A 24,011-nucleotide genomic window follows, 5' to 3' on the forward strand; every position below is an offset into this window, starting at 1 on the left:
AACACAACAAGGGAGACTATAATAATGAAAAATATCACCAAGATGACAGCCGGGCTCGCATTGGGTCTTTGGGGCAGCATGGCACATGCCGCCGATGATCTGACGCTGCAATTGAAATGGGTCACGCAAGCGCAATTTGGCGGCTATTACGTCGCATTGGACAAGGGCTTTTACGAAGAGGAAGGCCTGAATGTTACGATCAAGCCGGGTGGCCCCGACATCGCACCTGTGCAGGTTTTGCTGGGCGGTGGCGCTGATGTGATGGTGGATTGGTTGCCATCCGCGCTGGCAGCCCGCGAAAAAGGCGCGCCGATTGTGAACATCGCGCAACCCTTTGCAAAATCGGGCCTCATGCTGACCTGCCTGAAAGAGCACGGCATCACCAAGCCTGAGGATTTCCCCGGGCACACATTGGGCACATGGTTCTTTGGTAACGAAATCCCGCTGCTAAGCTGGATGGGCAAACTGGGCTATGCGACCGACGGCTCGGATGGCGGTGTTACCATTCAAAAGATCAACTTTAACGTCGATCCGCTGCTGCAAAAGCAGGTCGAATGCGCCACGACCATGACCTACAATGAATATTGGCAGGTTATTGATGCGGGTCTGACGCCGGACGATCTGGTTGTCTTTAAATACGAAGACGAAGGCATCTCGACGCTGGAAGACGGTCTTTATACCACAGAAGAAAATCTGGCCGATGCTGAAATGCAAGACAAGCTGGTACGTTTTGTGCGCGCGTCGATGAAGGGCTGGAAATACGCCGAAGAGCATTCCGATGAGGCGGCTGAAATCGTGCTTGAGAACGATCAAACCGGCGCGCAAACCGAAAAGCACCAAAAGCGCATGATGGGCGAGATTGCCAAGCTGACTGCTGGCAGCAACGGTGCGTTGGACGAGGCGGCGTTCAAGCGCAGCGCGGACATCACAATGGAAGGTGGCATGATCACCAAGGCACCTGAAGGGGCCTGGACCCACGACATCACCGACAAAGCGCTGAACTAAGATTTAAAGCGTTATTAACGAGAAAGGGCCGGTGGAAACACCGGCCCTTTTTGTCATTCAATGGAATGTCATTTGATTAAAGAACAGTAACCGTCGTCCCAATCGGCACACGTTCGTAGAGATCTTTTACATGTTCGTTGATCATGCGAATGCAGCCGTTTGATACCGAACGCCCAATGGTGTTGGGCTGCGTTGTACCGTGGATGCGGAAATAGGTGTCTCTGCCATTTTGGAACAGGTACAGCGCGCGCGCGCCCAATGGGTTTTGCGGGCCGCCCGGTTGGGCGTCGGTGTTACCAATAAAACGCGCGTATGTGTTGGGCTCACGTTCGATCATCTCGTCCGTGGGGCGCCAAGTGGGCCATTCTTTCTTAACCGAGATCGTCGCGGTACCGGTGAATTCCAGACCTGCCTTGCCGACGCCAACGCCATAGCGCATCGCCTCGCCGGGGGCGGTGACCAGATACAGGTAATGGCTGCGCGGGAGGATCAATAACTGGCCAGCTTCATACTGGTTTTTGATTTCGACCAGCTGTGGCGCTGGATCATAGGCAGCGTTTTGGGCAAAAAGCATTTTCGGAAAGGCAAGTGCGGCCAAGGAGCCTGCGATAAATGAACGGCGACGCATGTGATGTTCCTGACTGGTTTTCTTGATCATACATGATGCGGGTTAAGCGTTTCTTGGCAACCCTGTAGACATAAAAAAACCGGCTGTCCCATGGGGTCAGCCGGTCAATTCTTTGTGTAGGCCGAAGCCTAACTGACTTATGCCAGTGCGATGTTCGACGCAGATTCGCGACCGTCACGGCCGGCTTCGATGTCGAAAGTCACTTTCTGGTTGTCGGCCAGACCGGTCAGGCCTGCGCGCTCAACGGCAGAAATGTGTACGAATACATCTTTGCTGCCGCCATCGGGTGCGATAAAGCCGAAGCCTTTTGTTGTGTTGAACCATTTTACGGTGCCAGTGGCCATATCCGTAGTCTCCTCTAGTGTACCATCCGCATCGTGCGATGGCTTGGCGTGGTCGGTCTGGATCGAAGTCTGAACGCCGTATAAGGAGACAGTGGGTCGAAAAAGAATAACGTTTGCCTTGCCCGTATGCCAGAGGCAGGGGATTCGCGCAAGGGGGTCGCATTAGGCGTGTGTCGCACAGCGAAATGGCGCCGACGGTTTCACATTATTGACATGTTCTGATGCGCGCCGCCCAAAGTCGGCCTTGTTTTAAAGGTCATAGCCCCACCCGGCTGCCTTATTTGTTTTCGATAACGGACCATAAAATTGCCGGAAAAGCGTGGAATGTTACGCGTTAGAGCGGGTGCTCGGGCAGTGTCGCCCGTAGATCGTAGGTAAGGCAGATTATGAGAATTTTAGCAGTAGATGATGATCCAACAGTTCTGGATATGTTGTCCGACTATCTAACGCCAAAACACGGGTTTGATCTGGTCTGTGCCGAGGATGCGGAAAAGGCGCTTGTTCTACTCAATGAACCGGGTCCGGATTTTGACTGCTTCTTGTTGGATATCATGCTGCCGGGCATCGACGGGATCAGGCTATGTGCCGAACTGCGGAATCTGAAAAAGCATCAAAAGACCCCGATCCTGATGATCACATCCAGCACCAGTCATGACCTGATGGAGCGTGCGTTCGAGGCGGGGGCGACCGATTTTGTTTATAAGCCGTTGAACGGCGTCGACTTGGGCGCGCGTATCAATACGGCAGGGTTGCTGAGTGAAAGCCTGCGGGGCGAACAAGACGCGCGCCGTTCCTTGGCCGAGCTTACCGAGCAGATCAAAGCCAGCCGCGAGGAAGGTTTTGATCTGGGGGTACCGGACGTGGTCGATCTGAACGGCTTCGAACACCGTCTGAAGGGGCTGCCCGAAGGGTGCTATGCGATGAACCTGCTGGCAATCAAGCTGCCGCAAATGCGCAATATCTTTGAAACGCTTTCCCCGACCGAATTCTGCGATCAGATGGCCCATGTTACGGAAGCATCAATCAACGCCCTGCAAAGCCACCGTTACATTCTGGGCTATGTGGGCAACGGGGTTCTGGTTGCGGCGATATTGGCGCGTCACCGGGTCAACCCCGCGGCCATTCAACACCTTATCAAAGCGGATTTGGCGAAAAAGCCCATGCACTCTAGCGCTGGCAACGACATAGGGGTGGATTTGTCTGTCCACTCGATCTCGAACCAACGTTTATGGACGGGGCGGTCTGCTTGCGACAAGGTGCGCGAATATATCGGCGAGCATGCGCTTAAGGCCAAAGATACCATGAAGGATATTGACCGGCTGGTTTCTTTGGAAATGTAGGATCAAACGCAAAACGGGGGCATCTTTTGATGCCCCCATTTTCTTTGTCTCAAAAGGCCTTGCCTTAGCGCGAGAATTTTTTGTGTTTCAGGCGCTTTGGTTCCATCGCGTCAGCGCCCAGGCGGCGCTCTTTGTCTTCTTCATAGTCGGAAAATCCGCCCTCGAACCATTCGACATGGGCATTGCCCTCGAAGGCGAGGATATGCGTACAAATCCGGTCAAGGAAGAAACGGTCGTGCGAAATGACCACGGCGCAACCGGCGAAATCCACAAGCGCATCTTCGAGCGCACGCAGGGTTTCAACGTCCAAGTCGTTGGTCGGTTCATCGAGCAGCAAAACGTTGCCGCCTTCTTTGAGCAAACGCGCCATGTGCACGCGGTTGCGTTCACCGCCTGACAGCAGGCCGACTTTCTTTTGCTGATCGCCGCCCTTAAAGTTGAAAGCACCGCAATACGCGCGGGAGTTCACTTCGGCGTCACCCAGTTTGATGATTTCCGCCCCGCCCGAGATGGCCTGCCATACGTTGTCGTCAGGGTTCAGGTCATCGCGCGACTGATCCACATAGGACAGATCGACAGTGTCACCGAGGCTGATGGAGCCTGTATCTGGCTTTTCATTGCCGGTGATCATTTTGAACAGGGTCGATTTGCCCGCACCGTTGGGGCCGATGACACCGACGATACCGCCGGGTGGCAGCGAGAATTCGAGGTTTTCGATCAACAACTTGTCGCCCATTGCTTTGGACAGGCCTTCGACCTCAAGCACTTTGCTGCCCAAACGTGGACCGTTTGGAATAACGATCTGCGCACGGGTCAAGCGTTCGCGCTCTGAACTATCTGCCATCTCGTTATAGGATTTGATCCGGGCCTTGGATTTTGCCTGACGGGCCTTGGCCCCCTGACGCATCCATTCCAATTCGCGCGACAGCGTCTTTTGCTTGGATTTGTCTTCACGGGCTTCTTGCTCAAGCCGCTTGGCCTTTTGGTCGATCCAGCTGGAATAGTTCCCCTCGTATGGGATGCCATTGCCGCGGTCGAGCTCGAGGATCCAGCTTGTGATGTTATCCAAGAAATAGCGGTCGTGGGTAACGATCAGGATCGTACCTTTGTAGTCGATGAGGTGTTGCTGCAACCAAGCAATGGTTTCCGCGTCCAAGTGGTTGGTCGGTTCATCGAGCAGCAGCATTTCAGGGGCTTCAAGCAACAGTTTGCACAAGGCAACGCGGCGCGCTTCACCACCGGATAGGGTTGTCACATCGGCGTCGTCGGCGGGGCAGCGCAGCGCTTCCATCGACACGTCGATCTGGCTGTCGAGGTCCCACAGGTTTTCGGCATCGATCTGATCTTGCAGCGCGGCCATTTCGTCGGCTGTTTCGTCAGAGTAGTTCATCGCCAGCTCGTTATAACGATCCAGGATGTCTTTTTTCTTTTTCACGCCCAGCATAACGTTTTCACGAACGGTCAGGGCGGGGTCCAGATAGGGTTCCTGCTCGAGGTAGCCAACTTTGGCTCCCTCAGCGACCCATGCCTCGCCCGAGAAATCCTTGTCCTGGCCGGCCATGATTTTCATCAGCGTGGATTTACCCGAACCGTTGACACCGACCACACCGATTTTCACGCCGGGAAGGAAGTTCAGGTTAATGTTGTCGAAACATTTCTTGCCGCCCGGATAGGTCTTTGAGACACCGGACATGTGGTAGACATATTGATAGGCGGCCATTGGGAATCCTCGGATAAGCTGCTTACGGGTTGGGGTGTGCAATATCGCCCAAGGCGGGCAAGATCAAACACTCAATATATGAGCACCGAATGCGGATTTGAAGGTGCTGGTCGCCGGCCTGTCTGAGCGGGGGCCAATGACGGGGTCGCGCCGTGGATAATGCCAAGTCGGGGAGAGACACCTATTCGCCGCGCCACTGGTGCACAGCCCGCTGAATACACAACCAAAAGCATATGAAATGCAAAGATTCACGACTTTGAGTCGGCGATACGGTGGGACAAAACGACGCATATTATCGTCCATCTCGGGTTAATTCGGTCAAATCGACTTCAAATTGCTTAAAAATGAGGCGAATTATTTTCACGTTGTCAGTTATCGTCTTTCTATCTAGGGGCGATTTTTGCCCTTGGGGTTAACGCGGCCCGAAAGAGGCTGTGCCGTAGCAAGAGGGACAAAATAATGACAACATCCACTATCGTCGTTGGACTTGACGGGGGTGAGGCAGGCAATCGAGCCCTGGCTTTTGCGACCACCCAAGCCAAATTAATTGGGGACTGCACCCTAAAAATTGTCTATGTGATTGAATGGTCTCCATTCAGCTTTCAAACATCGGAAGAAAACGCGGAGCGCCACAAGCGCCGTGAAGAAGAGCTTTCGATGGCGCGCGAGCGGATCATGGACCCGGCTGTTAAAGCTGCAACAGAAATGGGCCTAGCGGTCGATGGGATCGTCAAACATGGCGATGTTGCGGATATTCTGGATGACATCGCCAAAAAGAACAAAGCGCTGCAAATCGTGGTGGGCCGCGTCGGTCTGCGCGGCTTGAAAGAGCGGATGTTCGGTGGCGTGACGGGCCGTTTGGCCGTCGCATCCAGCGTTCCAGTCACAATCATTCCATAAGGGAGCAGATCATGAATAAGTTTCTTACAACCGGGCTTGGGGCGGCTGCGGCCTCCGTTTTGCCTGCGATCGCTTCCGCGCAGGACGCGGTGGGCATGGATCAGCGCATTAACGATATTTTCGCAGGCTCAACGGGGTGGTTTGTTAACCTGATCTTTGCCCCCTTGCCGTTCGAAATCGCCGGCGCGTCCTTTCCTTGGATCGTGCTTTGGCTTGTCGTTGGTGCGACCGTTTTCACATTCTACTTTGGTTTCATCCAGCTTAAGGCCTTTGGCCACGCGATATCACTGGTCAGAGGTGATTATTCCGACCCCGATGACGCGGGCGAGGTCAGCCACTTCCAAGCGTTAACAACAGCCCTGTCGGGCACTGTCGGCCTTGGTAACATCGCCGGTGTTGCCGTGGCGGTTGGTATTGGTGGGCCGGGTGCCACATTCTGGATGATCCTAGCGGGTCTTTTGGGCATGGCATCAAAGTTCACCGAATGTACGCTGGGTGTGAAATATCGCAACGAATACGCAGATGGCACGGTTTCCGGTGGTCCGATGTACTATATGACCAAGGGGTTCAAGGAACGCGGCCTGCCATTTGGCGGATTTCTGGCCATCGTATTTTCGATCTTTACCATCGGTGGTGCATTGGGCGGCGGGAACATGTTCCAAGCCAACCAGGCGCATGCGCAGATTTCTGGTATCCTCGGCGATTACCCCGGCTGGATCACGGGCCTAATCTTTGCCGCGGTGGTGTTCGCAGTTATCGTGGGCGGGATCAAATCCATCGCGCGGGTGACGGAAAAAGTCGTGCCGTTCATGGGCATCCTTTATGTGGCAGCAGCTTTGGTGATCTTGATCGTTGAATACGACAAAATCGGCTGGGCGTTTGGTCAAATCTTTGACGGTGCCTTTACCGGTCTTGGTGTTGCGGGGGGCTTTGTTGGTGCTCTTATCCAAGGGTTCAAACGTGCTGCGTTCTCGAACGAAGCGGGCGTTGGGTCGGCTGCGATTGCACACTCTGCCGTGCGGACCAAAGAACCAGTGACCGAAGGTGTGGTTTCCTTGCTTGAGCCGTTCATCGATACAGTTGTGATCTGTACGATGACAGCGCTTGTGATCACCATCTCTGGTGTTCTGCTTGTGGATCCGGCAACCGGTAACTTCGTTCTGAACGAAGCTGGCACATCAATCCAAACCATTGACGGCTCCAGCGGTGTTCAACTGACATCGGCGGCATTTGCAACTGGCTTTAGCTGGTTCCCATATGTTCTGGCTGTTGCGGTGGTGCTGTTCGCATTCTCGACCATGATCAGCTGGTCCTACTATGGCCTCAAGGCTTGGACCTATCTGGTAGGCGAAGGAAAGACGAAAGAGATCGTGTTCAAGGTCATCTTCTGCTTTTTCATCATCGTGGGTGCCGCGGCCAATCTGGGCGCTGTCATCGACTTCTCTGATGCGATGATCTTTGCGATGGCGGTTGTGAACATCACGGCGCTGTACTTCCTCATGCCCATCGTCAAGCGCGAGATGAACAGCTATTTCGCACGCTTGAAATCGGGCGAGCTGAAGAAGTTCGTCGACTGATCCGTCGATTAGCTAATTGACAAAGAGGGCAAGACCCTCTCCTTTCGGCCCCTGATGCATTTCGGGGGCCGTTTTCGTGGGCTATCCATTTCCATATGTGGCACCGGGTCAGGTGATCGGGCTTTTGGGGGGATCGTTCGATCCTGCCCACGAGGGCCATGCGCATATCACACGCGAGGCGTTGAAACGCTTTGGCTTGGATCGTGTTTGGTGGTTGGTCAGCCCCGGTAACCCGCTCAAGGCGCAGGGGCCTGCGCCGCTTGCGCAACGTATGGAGCGCGCGCGCCAAGTCATGCAGCACCCCCGCGTTGATGTCACCGATGTAGAGGCGCAGTTAGGCACGCGCTTTACCGCACAGACAATTGCCGCCTTGCGGGCGCGCCACCCCGGCGTGCGGTTCGTGTGGTTGATGGGCGCGGATAATCTGGCGCAATTGCATCTTTGGCAGGACTGGCAGCAGATTGTTGAAACGGTCCCGATTGGCGTAATGGCCCGCCCCGGTCAGCGCATTTCCGCACGGATGAGCAGGGCCGCGGCACTTTATGCAAAGTACCGTATTCCCGGCAGGCAAAGCCAGCTTTTGGGGTATGCCGATGCGCCAGCATGGTGTTTTGTGAATGTCCCGATGACGGACGTCAGCTCGACCGCGATACGCGCCGCTGGCAAGTGGTCATCTTAGACGGGTCGACGCGATGCCCGCGCTTAGGATGACTGCCAGCCCGATCCATGTCATCGCATCAGGTAGGGCTCCGAACAAGACCCAGCCTAACGCAACAGCCGACAGCAGTTGGAAATACACCATCGGGGCGATTTTGGTCGCCGGGGCAATGCGGTAGGCATAAAGCATCAGCAGATTTCCCAACATCGAACAGGCCGCGCTGGTTATTGTAAGGGCGGCGATGGGCGCGGTGAATTCAGGTAGATGCATCAGCCCGAATGGCAGCAGCAACCCAGTGCTGATGACCAATTGCGTGACAGAAAGCTGCAGGGGCGTCGCCAGATCGGACAGCCAGCGCGACATCGTTAGGAATATGCCATAAAACGTGCCCGCCGCGAGCGCCCAAAGCAGACCGGCGCTGACGTCAACGCCGGGGCGTACCACCAACAGGACACCGGCAAAGCCTATCGCGATCAATGCACTGCGCAGCAGGGTGATGGGTTCGCGCAGAAATACCGCCGCCAAGACGTAGCTAAGCAAGGGGCCAATAAAAAAGGCGGCAAAGACATTCGCCACGTCTTCGGTCTGTAGGGCTGTTTGAATGCAGGTGATGCCGCCGCAGATCATCGCGGCGCGCACCCAGATGCGCCAATTGCCAAACAATGCGCGTGTGTGATCGGGAACGAACGGGATCAGAATAATCAGGCCAATCGCGAACCGTGACCACGCGACGAAAACCGGAGCTACCCCCATTTGCGAGGTCAATATCTTGCCAGCACTGTCCCCGGCGGGGATCAATGACATGGCCATAAACATGATAAGGATCGCCCGCTGCATAAGGCATTCACTAGCATGGGTCATGACCCATTAAAATGTGAATTGCAGATGCTTGTATCACCACGCATCGTCGGCTTTAACCTTTCACTATGACACAGCAATTTTCACGTCGGTTTTTTCTGAGCTCTGCGGCGGCGGGTGTTCTTGCACCTAGTGCCTTTGCCGCCCCGCCGAACACATCTTTGCGCCCTGTGCTGCGCGGCGCTGATCTGTTGCGGCATACCATTCCAACGGCGTCAGAGCTGATTGAGGCTTCAAACCTGAAAGGGCAGGTGGCGTTTGTTGTCGCGGATGCCAAAACCGGAACGGTGCTGGAACAAAAGGCACCAACGATGGGGCTGATGCCCGCCAGTGTGACCAAGGCGATTACCGCGCTTTATGCGCTAGAAACCTTGGGTGCAGATCACATGTTCAAGACACAGATCGTCGCGACTGGCGGGATCATCGAAGGCGAGGTTCAGGGGGATCTGATCTTGGTTGGTGGTGGCGATCCGACCTTGGATACGGATGCCCTAGCCGCGATGGCCGGGCGGCTTAAGGACGCGGGTATTCACAGTGTCAAAGGTGGCTTTAGGGTCTATGAGGGGGATTTCCCGCGTGTAAGCAGGATCGACCCGGAACAGCCTGACCATGTCGGGTATAATCCCGGTGTCACTGGGTTGGCACTGAACTTTAACCGTGTTCATTTCGAATGGAAGCGTGGCAATAGCGGCTATGCGGTAACGATGGATGGCCGCTCGGCCAGATACCGCCCCGAGGTCGCGATGGCGGTGATGCAAGTCCAAGACCGCTCGGACCCGGTGTATACGTACCGTGACGATATCAAACGTGACACTTGGACGGTGGCAAAGCGCGCGTTGGGCCAAAGCGGTGCGCGCTGGTTGCCCGTGCGCAAGCCCGGCCTTTATGCCGGAGATATCTTTGCCACGATGGCGGGTGCAAACGGGATAAGGCTGCGGAACCTTCAGGTGATCGATGCGCTGCCGACTGGGGCGGAGGTGCTGGTCACGCAGCAAAGCGCGCCCTTGCACGACATCTTGCGCGATATGTTGAAATACTCAACCAACCTGACAGCAGAGATGACCGGATTGGCATCGACAATTGCCCGAGGGAAAGCGCCGCGAACCCTCAAAGAGTCAGCGGCCGAAATGAACCAATGGGCCAAGACCACGCTGGGAATGCAAAACCCTGCATTGGTTGATCATTCAGGTCTGGGGTCGGAAAACAGGATTTCAGCAAGCGACATGCTGACTGCTTTGGTGAAGGTGAACAAATCCGGCACTTTGAAGCCCATACTCAAGACCATCGTTCTGCGGGATGAAAAGGGCAGACCCAGACGCGATCACCCGATCAAGGTTGATGCCAAAACGGGGACGTTGAACTTTGTCTCGACCCTAGCGGGTTATATTCAGGCCCCAAGCGGACGCGAGATGGCGTTTGTGGTGTTTTCAGCCGATGAACCACGACGGGCCAAGTTAAGCCGGGCACAACGCGAACGCCCGGATGGCGGCAGGGCGTGGAATGCGCGCGCCAAACGTTTACAGCAAAAGCTGATCGAACGTTGGGCGGCGTATTACGTCAGTTAGAGCACGTTATGTAACGTGGCGTGCCCGCGCACCACGCTCAATCGCAGCGGCGTGCAGGCGGTCAAGCTCCAGCTCATAGCGGATTTCTTCCAACAGGCGCAGTTCGGCCTCTTCCAGTTTGCCGTCTGCTGCGGCCACATCGCAGGCAAGGGCATAGGCCGTTTCGTTCAACCGGTCTGGCAGCGCCCCTTTTATCAAACCAAACAGCGCGTCCAGCCCGTCTTCTTGTTCAAACAGGTCAAAGACCATCTGACTAACGGTGCTGATGCGGTCATTATCGTAGTCCAGAAAAATGGGCAGGATATTCACCGCAGTTTGAATTTTAATCAGCTCGGTCGTGCGAATGTCTTCGTCCGACGCGGAAACCGCAATCATCAGCGCGACAAGACAATCTTGCGCGCTTAGTGTCAGGGAGGTGTCTTCGGTCATTGGGATATCCTGTATCGCCTGCTCATCAAGGGCAGATTATTGACGGCCAGAGGGGGACGCAATAGGAACAGCCTGCTTGTACACATAGGGTGACAGGCAAAATTGATGGATTTTAAAGATGTCGCAGATGCGTGAAGCCGCCTTAACCAGCAAAGCATGGCCCTTTGAGGAAGCACGCCGGGTGTTGAAACGCTATGGAAATAAGATGCCCGAGAAGGGGTATGTCTTGTTCGAGACCGGATATGGCCCGTCGGGCCTGCCGCATATCGGGACCTTCGGCGAAGTTGCGCGCACCACGATGATTAGGCGCGCTTTCGAGCTGATCAGCGACATTCCGACCCGTTTGGTTTGTTTTTCGGACGATTTGGATGGCATGCGCAAGGTGCCAAGCAACGTTCCCAACCCCGAAGCACTGGCCGAGCACCTGCAACGCCCGCTGACATCTGTGCCGGATCCGTTCGGGACGCATGACAGTTTTGGTGCACATAACAACGCCATGTTACGCCGGTTTCTGGATACATTCGGCTTTGAGTACGAGTTCATCTCGGCCACGGAATTTTACGGTTCAGGCCAATTTGACGAGATTCTTTTGCGGGCCGCTGAAAAATACGATGAGATCATGGCTGTGATGCTGAAATCACTGCGCGATGAGCGTCGCCAGACCTATTCGATATTCTTGCCGATCCATCCTGAAACCGGCCGTATCCTCTACGTGCCGATGAAAGAAGTGAATGCCAAAGAGGGCACCATCACCTTTGACGATGAAGACGGAACAGAGATGACGCTGCCGCTGACAGGTGGCAATGTGAAGCTGCAATGGAAACCGGATTTCGGGGCGCGTTGGGCGGCCTTGGGCGTCGATTTCGAAATGTATGGCAAAGACCATTCGACCAACACACCGATCTACGATTCGATCTGCCGAATTCTGGGTGCGCGTGCGCCCGAGCATTTCACCTATGAATTGTTTCTGGATCAGGACGGTCACAAAATCTCGAAATCATCGGGAAATGGCCTGACGATTGACGAATGGCTGACCTATGCCAGCGCGGAATCGCTGTCGTATTTCATGTACCTCAAGCCCAAGACGGCAAAGCGGATGTATTTCGACGTAATCCCAAAGGCTGTAGATGAGTATCATCAGCAGTTGCGCGCCTATGAGACACAGGATGATAAGGCCAAGTTGAACAACCCGGTTTGGCATATCCACGGCGGTGAAGTGCCCAAGTCCGATATGATCGTGCCCTATTCGATGCTGCTGAACCTGGCGTCGGTATCCTCGGCCGAGGAGAAATCGCAGCTCTGGGGCTTTATCCAGCGCTATGCGCCTGATGCGACGCCCGAAGGCAATCCGGGCATGGACGCCGCTGCCGATCATGCGGTGCGGTATTACAATGATTTCGTGAAGCCGACCAAGGTGTTCCGTGCGCCCAGCGATCTGGAACGCGAGGCATTGGAAGATCTGCACGATCAGTTGAAAGCATGGGATGGGGGCCTAGATGCCGAAGCGTTGCAAACGATGGTGTTTGCGGTCGGCAAAGAACGCTTCGATCCATTGCGTGATTGGTTCACAGCGCTTTACGAGGTGCTTTTGGGTGCCAGCCAAGGGCCACGTTTCGGTGGGTTCATTGCGCTATACGGTGTGGATGAGACTGTGGCGCTGATTGAGGATGCATTGGCAGGCAAACTCGTCTCAGCGTAAATTTATTCAAAAGCGACGGGGCCGACGCCTGGGCTCGGTCGCTTACCATCCCCAAAATACTGCGCCGTTTGCCCACCCCAGTTGGTGTGGTAAGCGGCGCATTTTTGTTTTCAGCGTGCGCTCCCCTTAGCGCCGGTTAACGAACCGTAACTATCCAACTGCGCATGCCGGCATACCGCCGGGGTTACGCAACAGATGGGCCGCCGGGCGTATGCCGCGGTTTCTGAAAGGGGATAGTGATGAACAAGGCGATTACGGACGGGCTTGTCCTGACACCAGCGATCTTTGCCAACGGGTTGGATGTGTATTCAAGCGGGGACGGTACCGCGGGTTCGGATACCTATGCCAATGCGATCAACGCGGCGTTCATCCCAGCCGATCAGGATTTTGGCGGCGCGTTAGAGCTGATTAAGACGCAAAGCACACAAAGGCTGCGCTATATGGGACAGACGCCGCTGTTGCCCGGCTGCTATCTGCGCATAACGGCCAAGGTCAAAGCGGTCAGCGGTAACCTTCCGGCTGTTCGGATTGCGGGTTATCCCGCCCTTGGCAACGGCAGCCGGGTGGGCGGATTGACCGAAGTTGGGCCGTCTGTTCAGCTTTCCAGCTATGGCGAAGTTGTAGAGGTCAGCGCGATTGTTGGGTCCGGCCAGCGCAACGGCGTGGACATGGTGTGGGGCACCGAACCTGTTTACGGGCATTTCGGCCTTGATCTGACAGGGCAAAATGGCGGCGTGGTCCGTATCGATGATCTGCAGGTCGAAGATATCACCAGCGCGTTTCTGGTGGACATGCTGGCGCAGATTGATGTGCGTGACTTTGGTGCGGTGGGCGACGGGGTTACCGATGATACTGCGGCCTTCAATGCGGCTAATGCCGCGTCGGCAGGTCGGCGGGTACTGATCTCAAAGGGGACGTATCTGCTGAACGGGGATGTCACTTTTGACACTGAAACCCTGTTCGAGGGCAAGGTGACCATGCCCGCAAATGCAATCCTGCAACTGCGCCGCAACTTTAATCTGCCAAACTATATCGACGCATTCGAGACTGAAGAGATTGCTTTTCGTAAGGCGTATCAGGCGCTTTTGAACAATTCGGATCATGAATCCTTGGATATGGGCGGGCGCAAAATTTATGTGACTGGGCCGATCGACATGCAGGCAGCCACGCCCGAGCGGACAAGCTATGCCACCCGCCGCGTCATCAGAAATGGACAGTTTGAAGCGGCCAGCGGTGGCGATTGGGATACCGTCACTGTTACGTCGAACGCGACATATACCCCGTCGAACGCGCGCAAGCTGACCAATGTGACCAATATCGCAAATGTGCCGGTCGGTGCGCTGGTATCTGGGGCTGGCGTCGGGCGCGAAATTTACGTGCGGTCGAAAAACGTGGCCAGCAAAGAGATCACCCTGAATGCCCCGCTTTATGATGCGGCTGGCACGCAGAGCTTCAGCTTTTCCCGGTTTCAATACATGCTGGATTTCAGCAATTACGGATCACTCAGCAAATTCGTGCTGTCTGATATCGAAATCCAGTGCAACAACGTGGCAAGCGGCGTAAACCTTGCGCCCTCTGGCGTCACCTTCCATATGCGCGACTGCTTTGTTTCCCGTCCGAAAGATCGGGGCGTTACGTCGATTGGCGGCGGCTGTCAGGGGATGTTTATTGACCGTTGCCAGTTTCTGTCATCGGAAGACAACCTGAACGTCGCAGATCGCAAGACCATCGGGATCAACTGTAACGCCAATGATGTGAAAATTCGCGACAACCGGGCCACCCGGTTCAGGCATTTTGCATTGATTGCCGGGCAGAACAACATCATCACGGGCAACCATTTTTTCCAAGGCGACACCGTGACGAACGGTATTCGCTCTGCGGGTTTGATCCTTGCTGCGCAGCATACCGGATCGGTGGTGCAGGGCAATTATATCGATAACTGCTTTATCGAATGGACGAATGAACAAGACCCAGCACCCGATTATAGCAACGAATATTCGTTCAGTTCCTTGGCGATCAGCGGGAATATCTTTCTGTCGGGCGAGGTCGCGCCGTGGTTCAGTTATATCGTGATCAAGCCGCACGGATCGGGGCATGTGATCAACGGCCTGACGATTAATGACAACCGGTTCCGCAGCCTGAACGGTTGGATTGACCGGGTTGAACGCATCGACACCAGCTTTGCCGACATGGATTTTTCGCGCATGCGGAATATTGAAATGACCGGCAATTCGTTTCACGGCGTGACCTATCCCGTCGCAAACCCCGTCCAGGTTGAACATTCACAATCCAGTCCGGCGCAAAACTGGACTGTCGATATTTCCGAACGGTTCCCTTTCGGCGGCTGGGCAATTGCAGTGGACAGCGTCGCGATGGATGGCCCTATCCGGAATGCATCAAATGTGGCGCAGTTCACGACGCCCTATGTGCTGACCGATCAGGGCCCGAACCGTGATTTATTAAACCTTGTGTGGAACACCAGTGTAAAGGGATCCGTCTTTTTGCAGGCGCGTATGGACAAGCGTTAACCAAACGGGGCCTTTCGCTGCTAACATGGCGAAGGGCCCTAGAAATCTCTCCAGAATGAAATTTTGAAGGCCGAGTTATCTGTGTTGCCGATCTGGGTTTCCGTGCCAATCTGTAACCTGAGCTCGGGCCTGTTCTTGATAGGTTTGAACAAGATCGAAGGGGCGATTGATGTTGCGCTGATGTCAGACGTGGCGGCGTGAAAAATCTGTATCATGCCGGCAAAGCGATCGTTGAAATTAAGGCCGATGGTGCTGTCAATTTTCATCAGATGTTCCCCATAGTAGGTATCGATAAAGAGCGATGCATCGACCGCCATCCATCCATTCAGCCGTCTGAGTTGATATCCGCGCCCCCATGATAGCCCGCCCCGAATGTAGGGGCGGACGATGTCACCGGACCATCCGGCCCCGAAGCCAAGTTCATATGCATAAACGCTGGGGCGGTCATCCCTACCGATAGGACGCCGCAGGAAAACCATCGCGGAGCCTGACTGAACACCATTGGAGAATGCGTAAAAGGCGACTTCGGCACCTAGTGCCAGGTCATCACGCACGCCGAACTCAAGATATGTGCTCTCTGAAAAGTCGCGCGAGAGCGTAGTGCTGATCGTAATCGAGGAGTATCCGCTGCCCTTTTCACGCATCCACGCACCGGCGGTCGCGGGCGAGGTCGCGAGAAAAAGCAGTACAATCGCCAAGATACGCAGCATGTCCGAAGTCCCGCCCTTTCGCGGGAAACATGCTCAATTGTGCTTAATAAATTGCTTACGGTTTGAAATGATTTATCCAAAAGAAAAGGGCCCGCAGAATAAACTGCAGACCCTATTCGTCACGTCACGTAGAATTAGACGTTGATTGTGCCACCGCGTGGGCCGGCCAGCAGCCATACGATAAAGCCAACGACTGGGAATACCAGAATGCCGACGATCCACAGGATTTTTGCCAGTGTCGACGCGCCGGAGCCGATGACTTTGACGATCGCATAAATGTCAGCGATCAAGATGATGAGGCCTAGGATGCCATATTCCATTGTTGTTCTCCTTATGAGTTGTTCTGGGTGGACAACTAGCCAATGGGCCAAATTGTTCCCAATCCTGTGAGAAGAACTTCAAATTGTAGTGAGTAGGTGTACGTGAACCCTCCAAACGTGGGGGCAGAATGGCCGCCCCCGCGTCTCAAAGCGTTAACGTTTTTTACCGCCATATCTGGATTTGCCACCGCGCATGCCACCTCGGCCACCGGTTGATCGGCCAGACGCCTTTTGCGCATCATCAACGGCCTTGTCGACGGCGTATTGCCGCGCCATCGGATCGTCCGCGATTGCCAGATCGACAGCCTGAAGCCGTTTCACCTCGTCACGCAAACGCGCGGCTTCTTCAAACTCCAGATTCTCGGCGGCCTTGCGCATATCGGTGCGCAGCCCGTCCAGAACCGTCTGCAAATTGCCGCCAGCCAAGGGGTTGTCGATCTTGGCCGTGACGCGGTTCATGTCCACATCGCCCTTGTAGAGGCCGGCCAGAATATCATCGACGTTCTTTTTGACCGTGGTGGGCGTGATGCCGTGCAACTCGTTATAGGCGACCTGCTTGGCGCGGCGCCGATCTGTTTCGCCCATCGCACGTTCCATCGACCCGGTAATGCGGTCGGCATACATGATCACGCGCCCCTCGGCGTTGCGCGCAGCGCGGCCAATGGTCTGGATCAGTGAAGTTTCAGAGCGCAGGAAACCCTCTTTATCCGCGTCCAGAATAGCCACCAACCCACATTCCGGAATGTCCAAACCCTCGCGCAGAAGGTTGATGCCGATCAGCACGTCGAACGCACCCAAACGCAAGTCGCGCAGGATTTCGATCCGTTCAATCGTGTCGATATCACTGTGCATATAGCGCACACGAATGCCCTGTTCGTGCATGTATTCGGTCAGGTCTTCGGCCATGCGTTTGGTTAGAACCGTACAGAGCGTCCGGAACCCGTCGGCCGCGACTTTGCGCACCTCGTCCAGCAGATCATCGACCTGCATTTCAACGGGACGGATTTCGATCATGGGATCGATCAGGCCGGTGGGGCGAATGATCTGTTCGGTAAACACACCGCCGGTTTGTTCGATCTCCCACGCCGCAGGGGTCGCGGACACGAACACCGATTGCGGGCGCATGGCATCCCATTCCTCGAACTTGAGGGGGCGGTTATCCATACAAGACGGCAGGCGGAAACCATGTTCGGCCAGCGTAAATTTGCGCCGATAGTCGCCTTTGTACATCCCGCCGATCTGCGGCACGGAAACGTGGCTTTCATCTGCAAAAACAATCGCATTATCGGGGATGAATTCAAACAACGTGGGGGGCGGCTCGCCCGGTGCGCGGCCCGTCAGATAGCGTGAATAGTTTTCAATACCGTTACAGACGCCCGTGGCTTCCAACATCTCGATGTCGAAATTGCACCGCTGCTCAAGCCGCTGCGCCTCAAGCAGTTTACCTTCGGACACAAGCTGATCCAGGCGCATCCGCAGCTCTTTCTTGATGCCGATGATGGCCTGATTCATCGTGGGCTTTGGCGTCACATAGTGGCTGTTGGCGTAGACGCGAATTTGGTCGAACGTGCCGGTCTTTTCCCCCGTCAGCGGGTCGAACTCGGTGATGCTTTCCAACTCCTCGCCAAAAAAGGACAGACGCCATGCGCGATCCTCAAGGTGGGCCGGAAAAATCTCGAGCGAATCGCCGCGCACCCGGAACGTGCCGCGCTGGAACGCGGCATCATTGCGTTTGTAGGCTTGGGCAATCAGATCGGCGATGACCTTGCGCTGGTCATAGGATGCGCCGACCTTAATATCTTGGGTCATCGCACCGTATGTTTCGACAGACCCGATACCATAGATACACGACACCGACGCGATGATGATCACGTCGTCGCGCTCAAGCAGTGACCGCGTGGCCGAATGGCGCATCCGGTCAATCTGTTCGTTGATCTGCGATTCTTTTTCGATGAACGTGTCAGACCGCGCCACATAGGCCTCGGGCTGGTAGTAGTCATAGTAGCTGACGAAATATTCGACGGCGTTGTCGGGAAAGAACCCTTTGAATTCGCCGTATAGCTGCGCGGCCAATGTCTTGTTCGGGGCCAGAATGATGGCCGGGCGCTGCGTTTCCTCGATAACCTTGGCCATCGTGAACGTCTTGCCTGTACCGGTTGCCCCCAGCAAAACCTGATCACGCTCGCCTGCGCGCACACCTTCGGATAACTCTTTGATCGCAGTGGGCTGATCGCCGGCAGGTTCAAATTCCGTTGCCAAAACAAACTTTTTGCCGCCTTCAAGCTTGAGGCGGTCACGCACATCGAGTGCGGGATTGGATAACATTGGTAGCTTGCGTTCTGGCAAGCTGTCAGAGTGGGCGTAGGCCATAAGTACAGTCCTTTGGGGGTCGCCCCTAAGGTGTCATGTTTTTGCGCAGGTTCAAGAGGCAGCCGCGCGAAGGGGTTAGAAACCTCTTATTTTGTGAGGCGCTTGCGGTTGGCACGGACCTTTTTGCTGACCGGTGCCATCGCCGCCGTCATGATCTGATCGGGGCTGCCGCCAGCCATCGCGGCCTTGGTCGCGGATTTATACGCTTGGGCCATCGCGGGGCCTTTTTCTTTGACCATCCGTGAATTTTCGCCGCTGGCATGTGGCATTAACCCTGCCATCCCAAGAATCCGCAGGGTCATCACCGCCTGAGTATCAAACAATAGCGACGCAAATTGGGTATTTAGGGCGAATAAATTCAGGGGATTCATACAGGTGCTCCGATGGGCTGTGACTAAGGTATGCCGCAGTGCAGCATTTGCAAGGTGTTTTATTTACAAATGCCAGTGATAACTTGATACCTTGCCCTAAATGTCCGATACGTACGCCACCACAGCGGAGAATTACCCATGCGCGCTCGCATCTACCAACCAGCACGAACAGCAATGTCATCTGGCACAGCCAAAACGCACGTTTGGCTGCTTGAGTTTGACCAAGAAACCGCGCGCGAGGTTGATCCTTTGATGGGGTGGACATCGTCCAATGATACGCAAACGCAGGTCAGACTGCGGTTCGAGACCAAAGAAGAAGCCGTTGAATATGCGGTTGCACACGGCATCGATGCCCTCGTGCAAGAGCCGCACAAGCGTCGCTCCAACATTCGGCCCGGTGGCTATGGTGAAAACTTTGCCACAGCCCGCCGCGGTGCCTGGACCCACTAAGCCCGCCACCTATATCAACGGAATGACCATGCCTAAGACGCTTCCCATCGGGTGGCGTCTTGCTTTTTTCAGCCGCTGTTCAGCATAATATTTTAAAGGCCGCACATGACCATTACCCATCTTGTTACACATTCCGGCGGTTTTCATGCTGATGAATTGCTGTCCTCTGTCATTCTGACGCGTTTGTTTCCACAGGCCGAATTGGTGCGCAGCCGCGATACCGCTTGGACCACACCCGCACCGGACAAGATTATCTATGACGTGGGCCGCGCCTATGACGCCGATGCGCAAATATTTGACCATCACCAACGCCCCAACCCCCTGCGCGAAGATGGCCAGCCCTACAGTTCATTCGGGTTGATTTGGGCGCATTACGGGCGCGATTATCTGCGCGACTTTGGTGTGCCTGACGCTGATATCGATGACATCCACGGCAGCTTTGACAACGGGTTTGTTCTGCCGATTGATCTGGTCGACAACGGCGATCTGGCCCCCGCAACCGCCGGACAGCTTGCCGGGCTGACCTTGCCCGCGCTGTTGGGCACCCTCAAGCCGGTGTTTGATGACCGCAGCGCCGATGCGGATGATCGCGCTTTTGCTGCCGCCCTGCCGATCGCCCGCGCCTTTATCGAAGGGTCGATTGCAGGCAAAGCGGCCAAGCGCCGTGCCGAGGCCGTCGTGCTGGAGGCGATTGCCCAAGCAGGTCAATCGCGCGTGTTGGAACTGCCCATGGGCATGCCATTCCGCAAAGCGATTGAGACAGCCGGTGCCGATCATATGCTCTTCGTCGTTCACCCTAGAGACAGCGATTGGGCAATTACCGGCATCCGACTGAGCGGCGACGGGTTCGAGCAGCGCGCCGATTTGCCCGCCGCATGGGCCGGTCTGACCGATGACGCGCTTGAGGCCGCTTGCGGTGTTAAAGGCGCGAAATTCTGCCATAACGGTTTGTTCATCGCCGTTGCGTCGACGCGCGAAGCGGCGCTTGAAATGGCTGATCTGGCCGTCAAAGACGCGATGTAATTCTTGATCCGCCTTGCCCTTGTCTGCCACGGGGATAGACTGAGCGCATCAAAGGGCGGGTGCTTGCGTGAACGATCAACTTAGACAACTGCCCCAGATCGAGGCGATGCTGGCCTATCCCGCCATAAACGCGTTGGTCGATGCCTATAGCCGTGATGAAACTGTCGCCGCCTTGCGCATGACCTTGGCCAACTTGCGCCGCGCGATCACCAAGGGCGATCTGGTGCAACTACCTGATTTTGCTGGCGATGCCTTTGCGGACAGCTTGCGGAAGATGATCGATCAAGACCGGCATATGAACCTGCGCGCCGTCGTCAATGCGACGGGGATTATCATCCACACCAATCTGGGCCGCGCTCGACTTGCACCGCAAGCGATCCAAGCCATGCATGACGTCGGGCTGAACGCATCAAACCTCGAACTGAATTTGACGACAGGCAAACGCGGCTCTCGCTATGATCATGCAGAGGCGCTGATTTGCGAGCTTACGGGCGCAGAGGCCGCATTGATCGTGAACAACTGTGCCGCCGCCGTTGTGCTGGGGCTGATGGGCACAGCGATGGGGCGCACGGTCGTCGCCTCGCGGGGGGAGCTGATCGAGATCGGCGGATCATTCCGGCTGCCCGACGTGATCGCGCAAAGCGGTGCCATCCTGCGCGAAGTCGGTGCGACCAACAAAACCCGGCTAAGCGATTATGCCGATGCCATTGATGATGACACCGCGGTTCTGCTGAAAAGCCACACCAGTAATTTCAAGATCGTCGGCTTTACCTCGGCCCCAGATCGACGGGGTTTGGCAAAGCTGGCCCAAGACCGAAACCTGATTTTGATGGAGGATTTGGGCAGCGGTGTCCTGACCGATCTGTCGCCCTATGGGATGACGGACGAACCCGTTGTTGCGGATATCCTAAAGGCCGGCGTGGATGTGGTAATGTTTTCCGGCGACAAATTGCTGGGCGGGCCCCAAGCTGGCATTATCGCGGGCAAGGCCGATGTGATCGCAAAACTCCGCTCGCATCCCCTGCTGCGCGCACTGCGGATCGATAAGCTGTCCCTTGCAGCACTCGAGGCGACTTTGCGTCTCTACCGCGCGCCGCATGATCCGTTCAAATCCATTCCTGTCCTGAAGATGCTGTCAGAGCCTTTGACCGATGTGCAGGCGCGAGCAGATGCGCTTGCCGTGCTGCTGGACGGGCTGGTTGCGACCTCGGTTATCCCATCAGACGCCTTTGTCGGGGGCGGGACGCTGCCCCAACAAGGTCTGCAAAGCTTTGCGGTGAGCATTACCCATCCTGATATGACGGCGGAAATATTGGTTGATGCATTGCGCCGTGCGACGGTGCCGGTGATCGGTCGTATTCATCAAGATCAGATTTTGCTAGATATGCGCACCGTGACGGATACAGAGCTGCCGTTGATCGCAGATGCAATCGGCCAAGCACGCGCGAAATGACCTCTGCCTGCGTCATTGTGATTGGCCATGTGGACCACGGAAAAACCACGTTGGTGCGCCGGCTGACTGGCATGGAAACCGACACCTTGGCACAGGAAAAGCAACGCGGGCTGTCGATCAATCTGGGTTTTGCCTATTGCCGCTACCCCTCCGGCTTTGTTGATCTGATCGACGCGCCGGGCCACGAGGATTTCATCCGCGCGATGGTCGCAGGGGCCACCGGCGCGCAGGCGGCGTTGCTGGTGGTTTCCGCCGTCGACGGCATCGCCCCACAAACGCTTGAGCATTTGCGTATTGCGAAACTGCTCGGCGTTCCCGTTCGGTTTGTCGCCGTGACCAAGGCTGATTTACTGGCCCCTGATGATCTGAATGCAGGCGTTGAAATGATCCACCAAGGGCTTCAGAAATTGGGGGTAGGGGATGTGGCGGTGATCCCTGTTTCGGCGGATTTAGATGCGGGTATCCAGACGCTACATCAGCGGTTAGAGACTCTGCTGGCCGAGCCCCATCAGACGCAAAACCCCGCTGGTAGTTTTTTGCCCGTCGACCGTGTTTTCACAGTGCAGGGTATGGGAACCGTCGTAACCGGCACCTTGCTGGGCGGTGATCTGTCCCTCTCTGATCCCATCACCCTGCACCCGCCAAACCGGACGGTGACGATCCGCGGGCTGCAATCGCGAGGTGCGGCCCGCGATAAGGTTACCCATGGCGAACGCACCGCGGTTAACCTGCGCGGGATTGCGCCGGAAGATATTGAGCGGGGCGATGTTCTGGCCGCTGACGGGCTATGCGCGCCGAGCGATTGCATGGATGTTGAGCTGGCGCTGCTGGCGGATGCGGCGAAACCGATCAAGCACATGACCGACATCAGGGTGCTGTTTGGCACGACCCACGCCGTTGCGACCCTGCGGCTGATGGGCGGGGGGCAGGTCGAACAAGGCCATACCGCTTTCGCGCAGCTGCGATTTGGCAAACCTGTCACGGGCTATGCTGGTCAGCGGATGATCATCCGCAGCTTGTCCCCTGCCGAAACGATTGGCGGCGCTGTCGTGCTTGATCCGGTTTCAACCGGCGTGAAATCCGGTGACAGGCTGCGTTTGGCGGTGATGCAGGCGGCCGCTGATGGTGGTGCTTTTGACATTGCGAATGCGCTTTGCGCACAAGGTCGGGGCAGCGCAAAGCTGGCGGACGTCGCGCGGATCGCGCGGTGCAATGCGGAGCGTGTATTGGCAATGCTGGGGAGCGCGTTCGAGGAGGTTGATACCGGGTGGATCGCATCGTCGCAAACGGTCAAGGACGCGCAGAACGGTCTGCTCTCGAATTTGAAAGAGTTTCATGCGGCGCACCCGCTTAAACGCTTTGCCCCCCGCGCCAAAATCGTGGGCCGCACACAATCGCCGATCCTGACCCGATATGTTGAAAACAGCTTGGCTGCGGCGGGTGATATCCGCGTGGCCGAGGGGCAGATCGAGCTGGCCGCCCATGACCCTGCAGCGGCAATGACACCATTGCAGCGGGACCGTATGGCCGAGATTGAAGCGCAGCTGAAGGACGGTGGCACCATGCCGCCCGGCCTAAGCGAGATCGTGCAGAACAGTGACGACGCTGATCTGGTCGAGATGTTGATTGCCAGTCAGTCAGCCATTGCCATGGTAAATATCGGTCTGAACCAACGGTTGGTTTTTCACGGGGAATCAGTCGCCCAAGCTGCGGAAACCTTGCGTGGTGCTTTCCCCCCGCCGATGCGGTTCACCACGGGCCAGGCGCGCGAAGCATTGGGCACCAGCCGCAAATTCATCGTTCCATTGCTTGAATATTTTGACGCTGAAAAAGTGACGCAGCGTGATGGCGACCTGCGTCTGATGACACAGCCTGCGGATTGATCTTTCGCCCGCCTACACGTGCCGTTAGGGTCCGCCCAAACGGAGGTGACTGGAGTCTGGTGGCTTCCCTGGTCTTCAAAACCATGGACGCGTCGACACGGCGTGTGGTGGGTTCGATTCCCATCCACCTCCGCCAAGTTTCTGGACATTCCGTAGAATTCACCATCAATATGCAAATGC

The 24,011-nt window shown here is 55.9% G+C and carries 21 protein-coding genes and 1 tRNA gene; 13 read left to right on the forward strand and 9 right to left on the reverse strand.

What is annotated here, in order from left to right; translation table 11 throughout:
* Window positions 1-24: 24 nt before the first annotated feature.
* On the forward strand, window positions 25-1,005 hold the full coding sequence (locus tag WNY39_RS11830) for an ABC transporter substrate-binding protein (protein ID WP_342845732.1): 981 nt from the start codon (window positions 25-27) through the stop codon (window positions 1,003-1,005).
* Between the two features lie 76 nt (window positions 1,006-1,081).
* On the opposite strand, the gene WNY39_RS11835 is transcribed toward WNY39_RS11830, so the two are convergent.
* Window positions 1,082-1,633 (reverse strand): L,D-transpeptidase, encoded by a 552-nt coding sequence (locus tag WNY39_RS11835; protein ID WP_341233277.1) that lies wholly within the window; start codon window positions 1,631-1,633, stop codon window positions 1,082-1,084.
* Between the two features lie 137 nt (window positions 1,634-1,770).
* Window positions 1,771-1,977, reverse strand: a complete 207-nt coding sequence (locus WNY39_RS11840; RefSeq protein WP_005851393.1) for a cold-shock protein — start codon at window positions 1,975-1,977, stop codon at window positions 1,771-1,773.
* A gap of 386 nt (window positions 1,978-2,363) precedes the next feature.
* Here WNY39_RS11840 and WNY39_RS11845 point away from each other — a divergent pair, with 386 nt between their 5' ends.
* Window positions 2,364-3,317: a response regulator transcription factor gene (locus tag WNY39_RS11845; protein WP_342845733.1), complete on the forward strand. Its 954-nt coding sequence runs from the start codon at window positions 2,364-2,366 to the stop codon at window positions 3,315-3,317.
* 64 nt (window positions 3,318-3,381) lie between these two features.
* Here WNY39_RS11845 and ettA read toward each other — a convergent pair whose 3' ends face one another.
* Window positions 3,382-5,037: an energy-dependent translational throttle protein EttA gene (ettA, locus tag WNY39_RS11850; protein ID WP_342845734.1), complete on the reverse strand. Its 1,656-nt coding sequence runs from the start codon at window positions 5,035-5,037 to the stop codon at window positions 3,382-3,384.
* Between the two features lie 459 nt (window positions 5,038-5,496).
* Here ettA and WNY39_RS11855 point away from each other — a divergent pair, with 459 nt between their 5' ends.
* The 3 genes from WNY39_RS11855 to WNY39_RS11865 all read left to right on the forward strand — a co-directional run bounded on the left by WNY39_RS11855 (window position 5,497) and on the right by WNY39_RS11865 (window position 8,193).
* Window positions 5,497-5,937, forward strand: coding sequence for a universal stress protein (locus WNY39_RS11855; RefSeq protein ID WP_341233280.1), 441 nt, complete (start codon window positions 5,497-5,499; stop codon window positions 5,935-5,937).
* Window positions 5,938-5,948: 11 nt separating this feature from the next.
* Window positions 5,949-7,514, forward strand: coding sequence for an alanine/glycine:cation symporter family protein (locus tag WNY39_RS11860; RefSeq protein WP_342845735.1), 1,566 nt, complete (start codon window positions 5,949-5,951; stop codon window positions 7,512-7,514).
* 76 nt (window positions 7,515-7,590) lie between these two features.
* The gene (locus tag WNY39_RS11865) at window positions 7,591-8,193 is read left to right on the forward strand and encodes a nicotinate-nucleotide adenylyltransferase (protein WP_341233282.1); all 603 of its coding nucleotides are present in this window, start codon (window positions 7,591-7,593) and stop codon (window positions 8,191-8,193) included.
* Here the strand turns inward: WNY39_RS11865 and WNY39_RS11870 are convergent.
* A complete protein-coding gene (locus tag WNY39_RS11870) occupies window positions 8,185-9,009 on the reverse strand; it encodes a DMT family transporter (RefSeq protein ID WP_342845736.1) in 825 nt (274 codons plus the stop codon). The genes WNY39_RS11865 and WNY39_RS11870 overlap by 9 nt on opposite strands.
* 89 nt (window positions 9,010-9,098) lie before the next feature.
* Between WNY39_RS11870 and dacB the strand changes: the two genes are divergently transcribed.
* Window positions 9,099-10,595 carry a D-alanyl-D-alanine carboxypeptidase/D-alanyl-D-alanine-endopeptidase gene (dacB, locus tag WNY39_RS11875; RefSeq protein WP_342845737.1) on the forward strand — a complete coding sequence of 499 codons (1,497 nt, stop codon included), beginning with the start codon at window positions 9,099-9,101 and terminating at the stop codon, window positions 10,593-10,595.
* Window positions 10,596-10,601: 6 nt separating this feature from the next.
* Here dacB and WNY39_RS11880 read toward each other — a convergent pair whose 3' ends face one another.
* Entirely contained in the window at window positions 10,602-11,024 is a 423-nt protein-coding gene (locus WNY39_RS11880) for a tellurite resistance TerB family protein (RefSeq protein ID WP_341233285.1), read from the reverse strand.
* A gap of 118 nt (window positions 11,025-11,142) precedes the next feature.
* Here WNY39_RS11880 and WNY39_RS11885 point away from each other — a divergent pair, with 118 nt between their 5' ends.
* Both WNY39_RS11885 and WNY39_RS11890 read left to right on the forward strand, forming a co-directional pair.
* The gene (locus tag WNY39_RS11885) at window positions 11,143-12,723 is read left to right on the forward strand and encodes a lysine--tRNA ligase (protein WP_342845738.1); all 1,581 of its coding nucleotides are present in this window, start codon (window positions 11,143-11,145) and stop codon (window positions 12,721-12,723) included.
* A 239-nt stretch (window positions 12,724-12,962) separates the two neighbouring features.
* Window positions 12,963-15,251: a glycosyl hydrolase family 28-related protein gene (locus WNY39_RS11890; RefSeq protein ID WP_342845739.1), complete on the forward strand. Its 2,289-nt coding sequence runs from the start codon at window positions 12,963-12,965 to the stop codon at window positions 15,249-15,251.
* Between the two features lie 38 nt (window positions 15,252-15,289).
* Here the strand turns inward: WNY39_RS11890 and WNY39_RS11895 are convergent, their stop codons facing one another.
* From WNY39_RS11895 to WNY39_RS11910, 4 genes are all read right to left on the reverse strand, one after another.
* A complete protein-coding gene (locus tag WNY39_RS11895; RefSeq protein WP_342845740.1) occupies window positions 15,290-15,961 on the reverse strand; it encodes a hypothetical protein in 672 nt (223 codons plus the stop codon).
* Window positions 15,962-16,095: 134 nt separating this feature from the next.
* A complete protein-coding gene (locus tag WNY39_RS11900) occupies window positions 16,096-16,281 on the reverse strand; it encodes a PLD nuclease N-terminal domain-containing protein (protein WP_093916737.1) in 186 nt (61 codons plus the stop codon).
* 153 nt (window positions 16,282-16,434) lie between these two features.
* A complete protein-coding gene (gene uvrB / locus WNY39_RS11905) occupies window positions 16,435-18,651 on the reverse strand; it encodes an excinuclease ABC subunit UvrB (RefSeq protein ID WP_342845741.1) in 2,217 nt (738 codons plus the stop codon).
* A gap of 86 nt (window positions 18,652-18,737) precedes the next feature.
* Entirely contained in the window at window positions 18,738-19,022 is a 285-nt protein-coding gene (locus tag WNY39_RS11910; RefSeq protein ID WP_341233290.1) for an antifreeze protein, read from the reverse strand.
* Between the two features lie 138 nt (window positions 19,023-19,160).
* On the opposite strand from WNY39_RS11910, the gene WNY39_RS11915 reads away from it, so the two are divergent.
* From WNY39_RS11915 to WNY39_RS11935, 5 genes are all read left to right on the forward strand, one after another.
* Window positions 19,161-19,472 (forward strand): ETC complex I subunit, encoded by a 312-nt coding sequence (locus WNY39_RS11915; protein WP_342845742.1) that lies wholly within the window; start codon window positions 19,161-19,163, stop codon window positions 19,470-19,472.
* A gap of 105 nt (window positions 19,473-19,577) precedes the next feature.
* Entirely contained in the window at window positions 19,578-20,495 is a 918-nt protein-coding gene (locus tag WNY39_RS11920) for an MYG1 family protein (RefSeq protein WP_342845743.1), read from the forward strand.
* Window positions 20,496-20,562: 67 nt separating this feature from the next.
* Window positions 20,563-21,948 (forward strand): L-seryl-tRNA(Sec) selenium transferase, encoded by a 1,386-nt coding sequence (selA, locus tag WNY39_RS11925; RefSeq protein WP_342845744.1) that lies wholly within the window; start codon window positions 20,563-20,565, stop codon window positions 21,946-21,948.
* The gene (gene selB, locus WNY39_RS11930) at window positions 21,945-23,831 is read left to right on the forward strand and encodes a selenocysteine-specific translation elongation factor (RefSeq protein ID WP_342845745.1); all 1,887 of its coding nucleotides are present in this window, start codon (window positions 21,945-21,947) and stop codon (window positions 23,829-23,831) included. Before selA ends, selB begins: the two co-directional genes overlap by 4 nt.
* Window positions 23,832-23,872: 41 nt before the next feature.
* Window positions 23,873-23,967, forward strand: a tRNA-Sec gene (locus WNY39_RS11935).
* Window positions 23,968-24,011: the final 44 nt, after the last annotated feature.

The organism is Sulfitobacter sp. AS59, from assembly GCF_038899995.1.
Classification (GTDB): domain Bacteria; phylum Pseudomonadota; class Alphaproteobacteria; order Rhodobacterales; family Rhodobacteraceae; genus Sulfitobacter.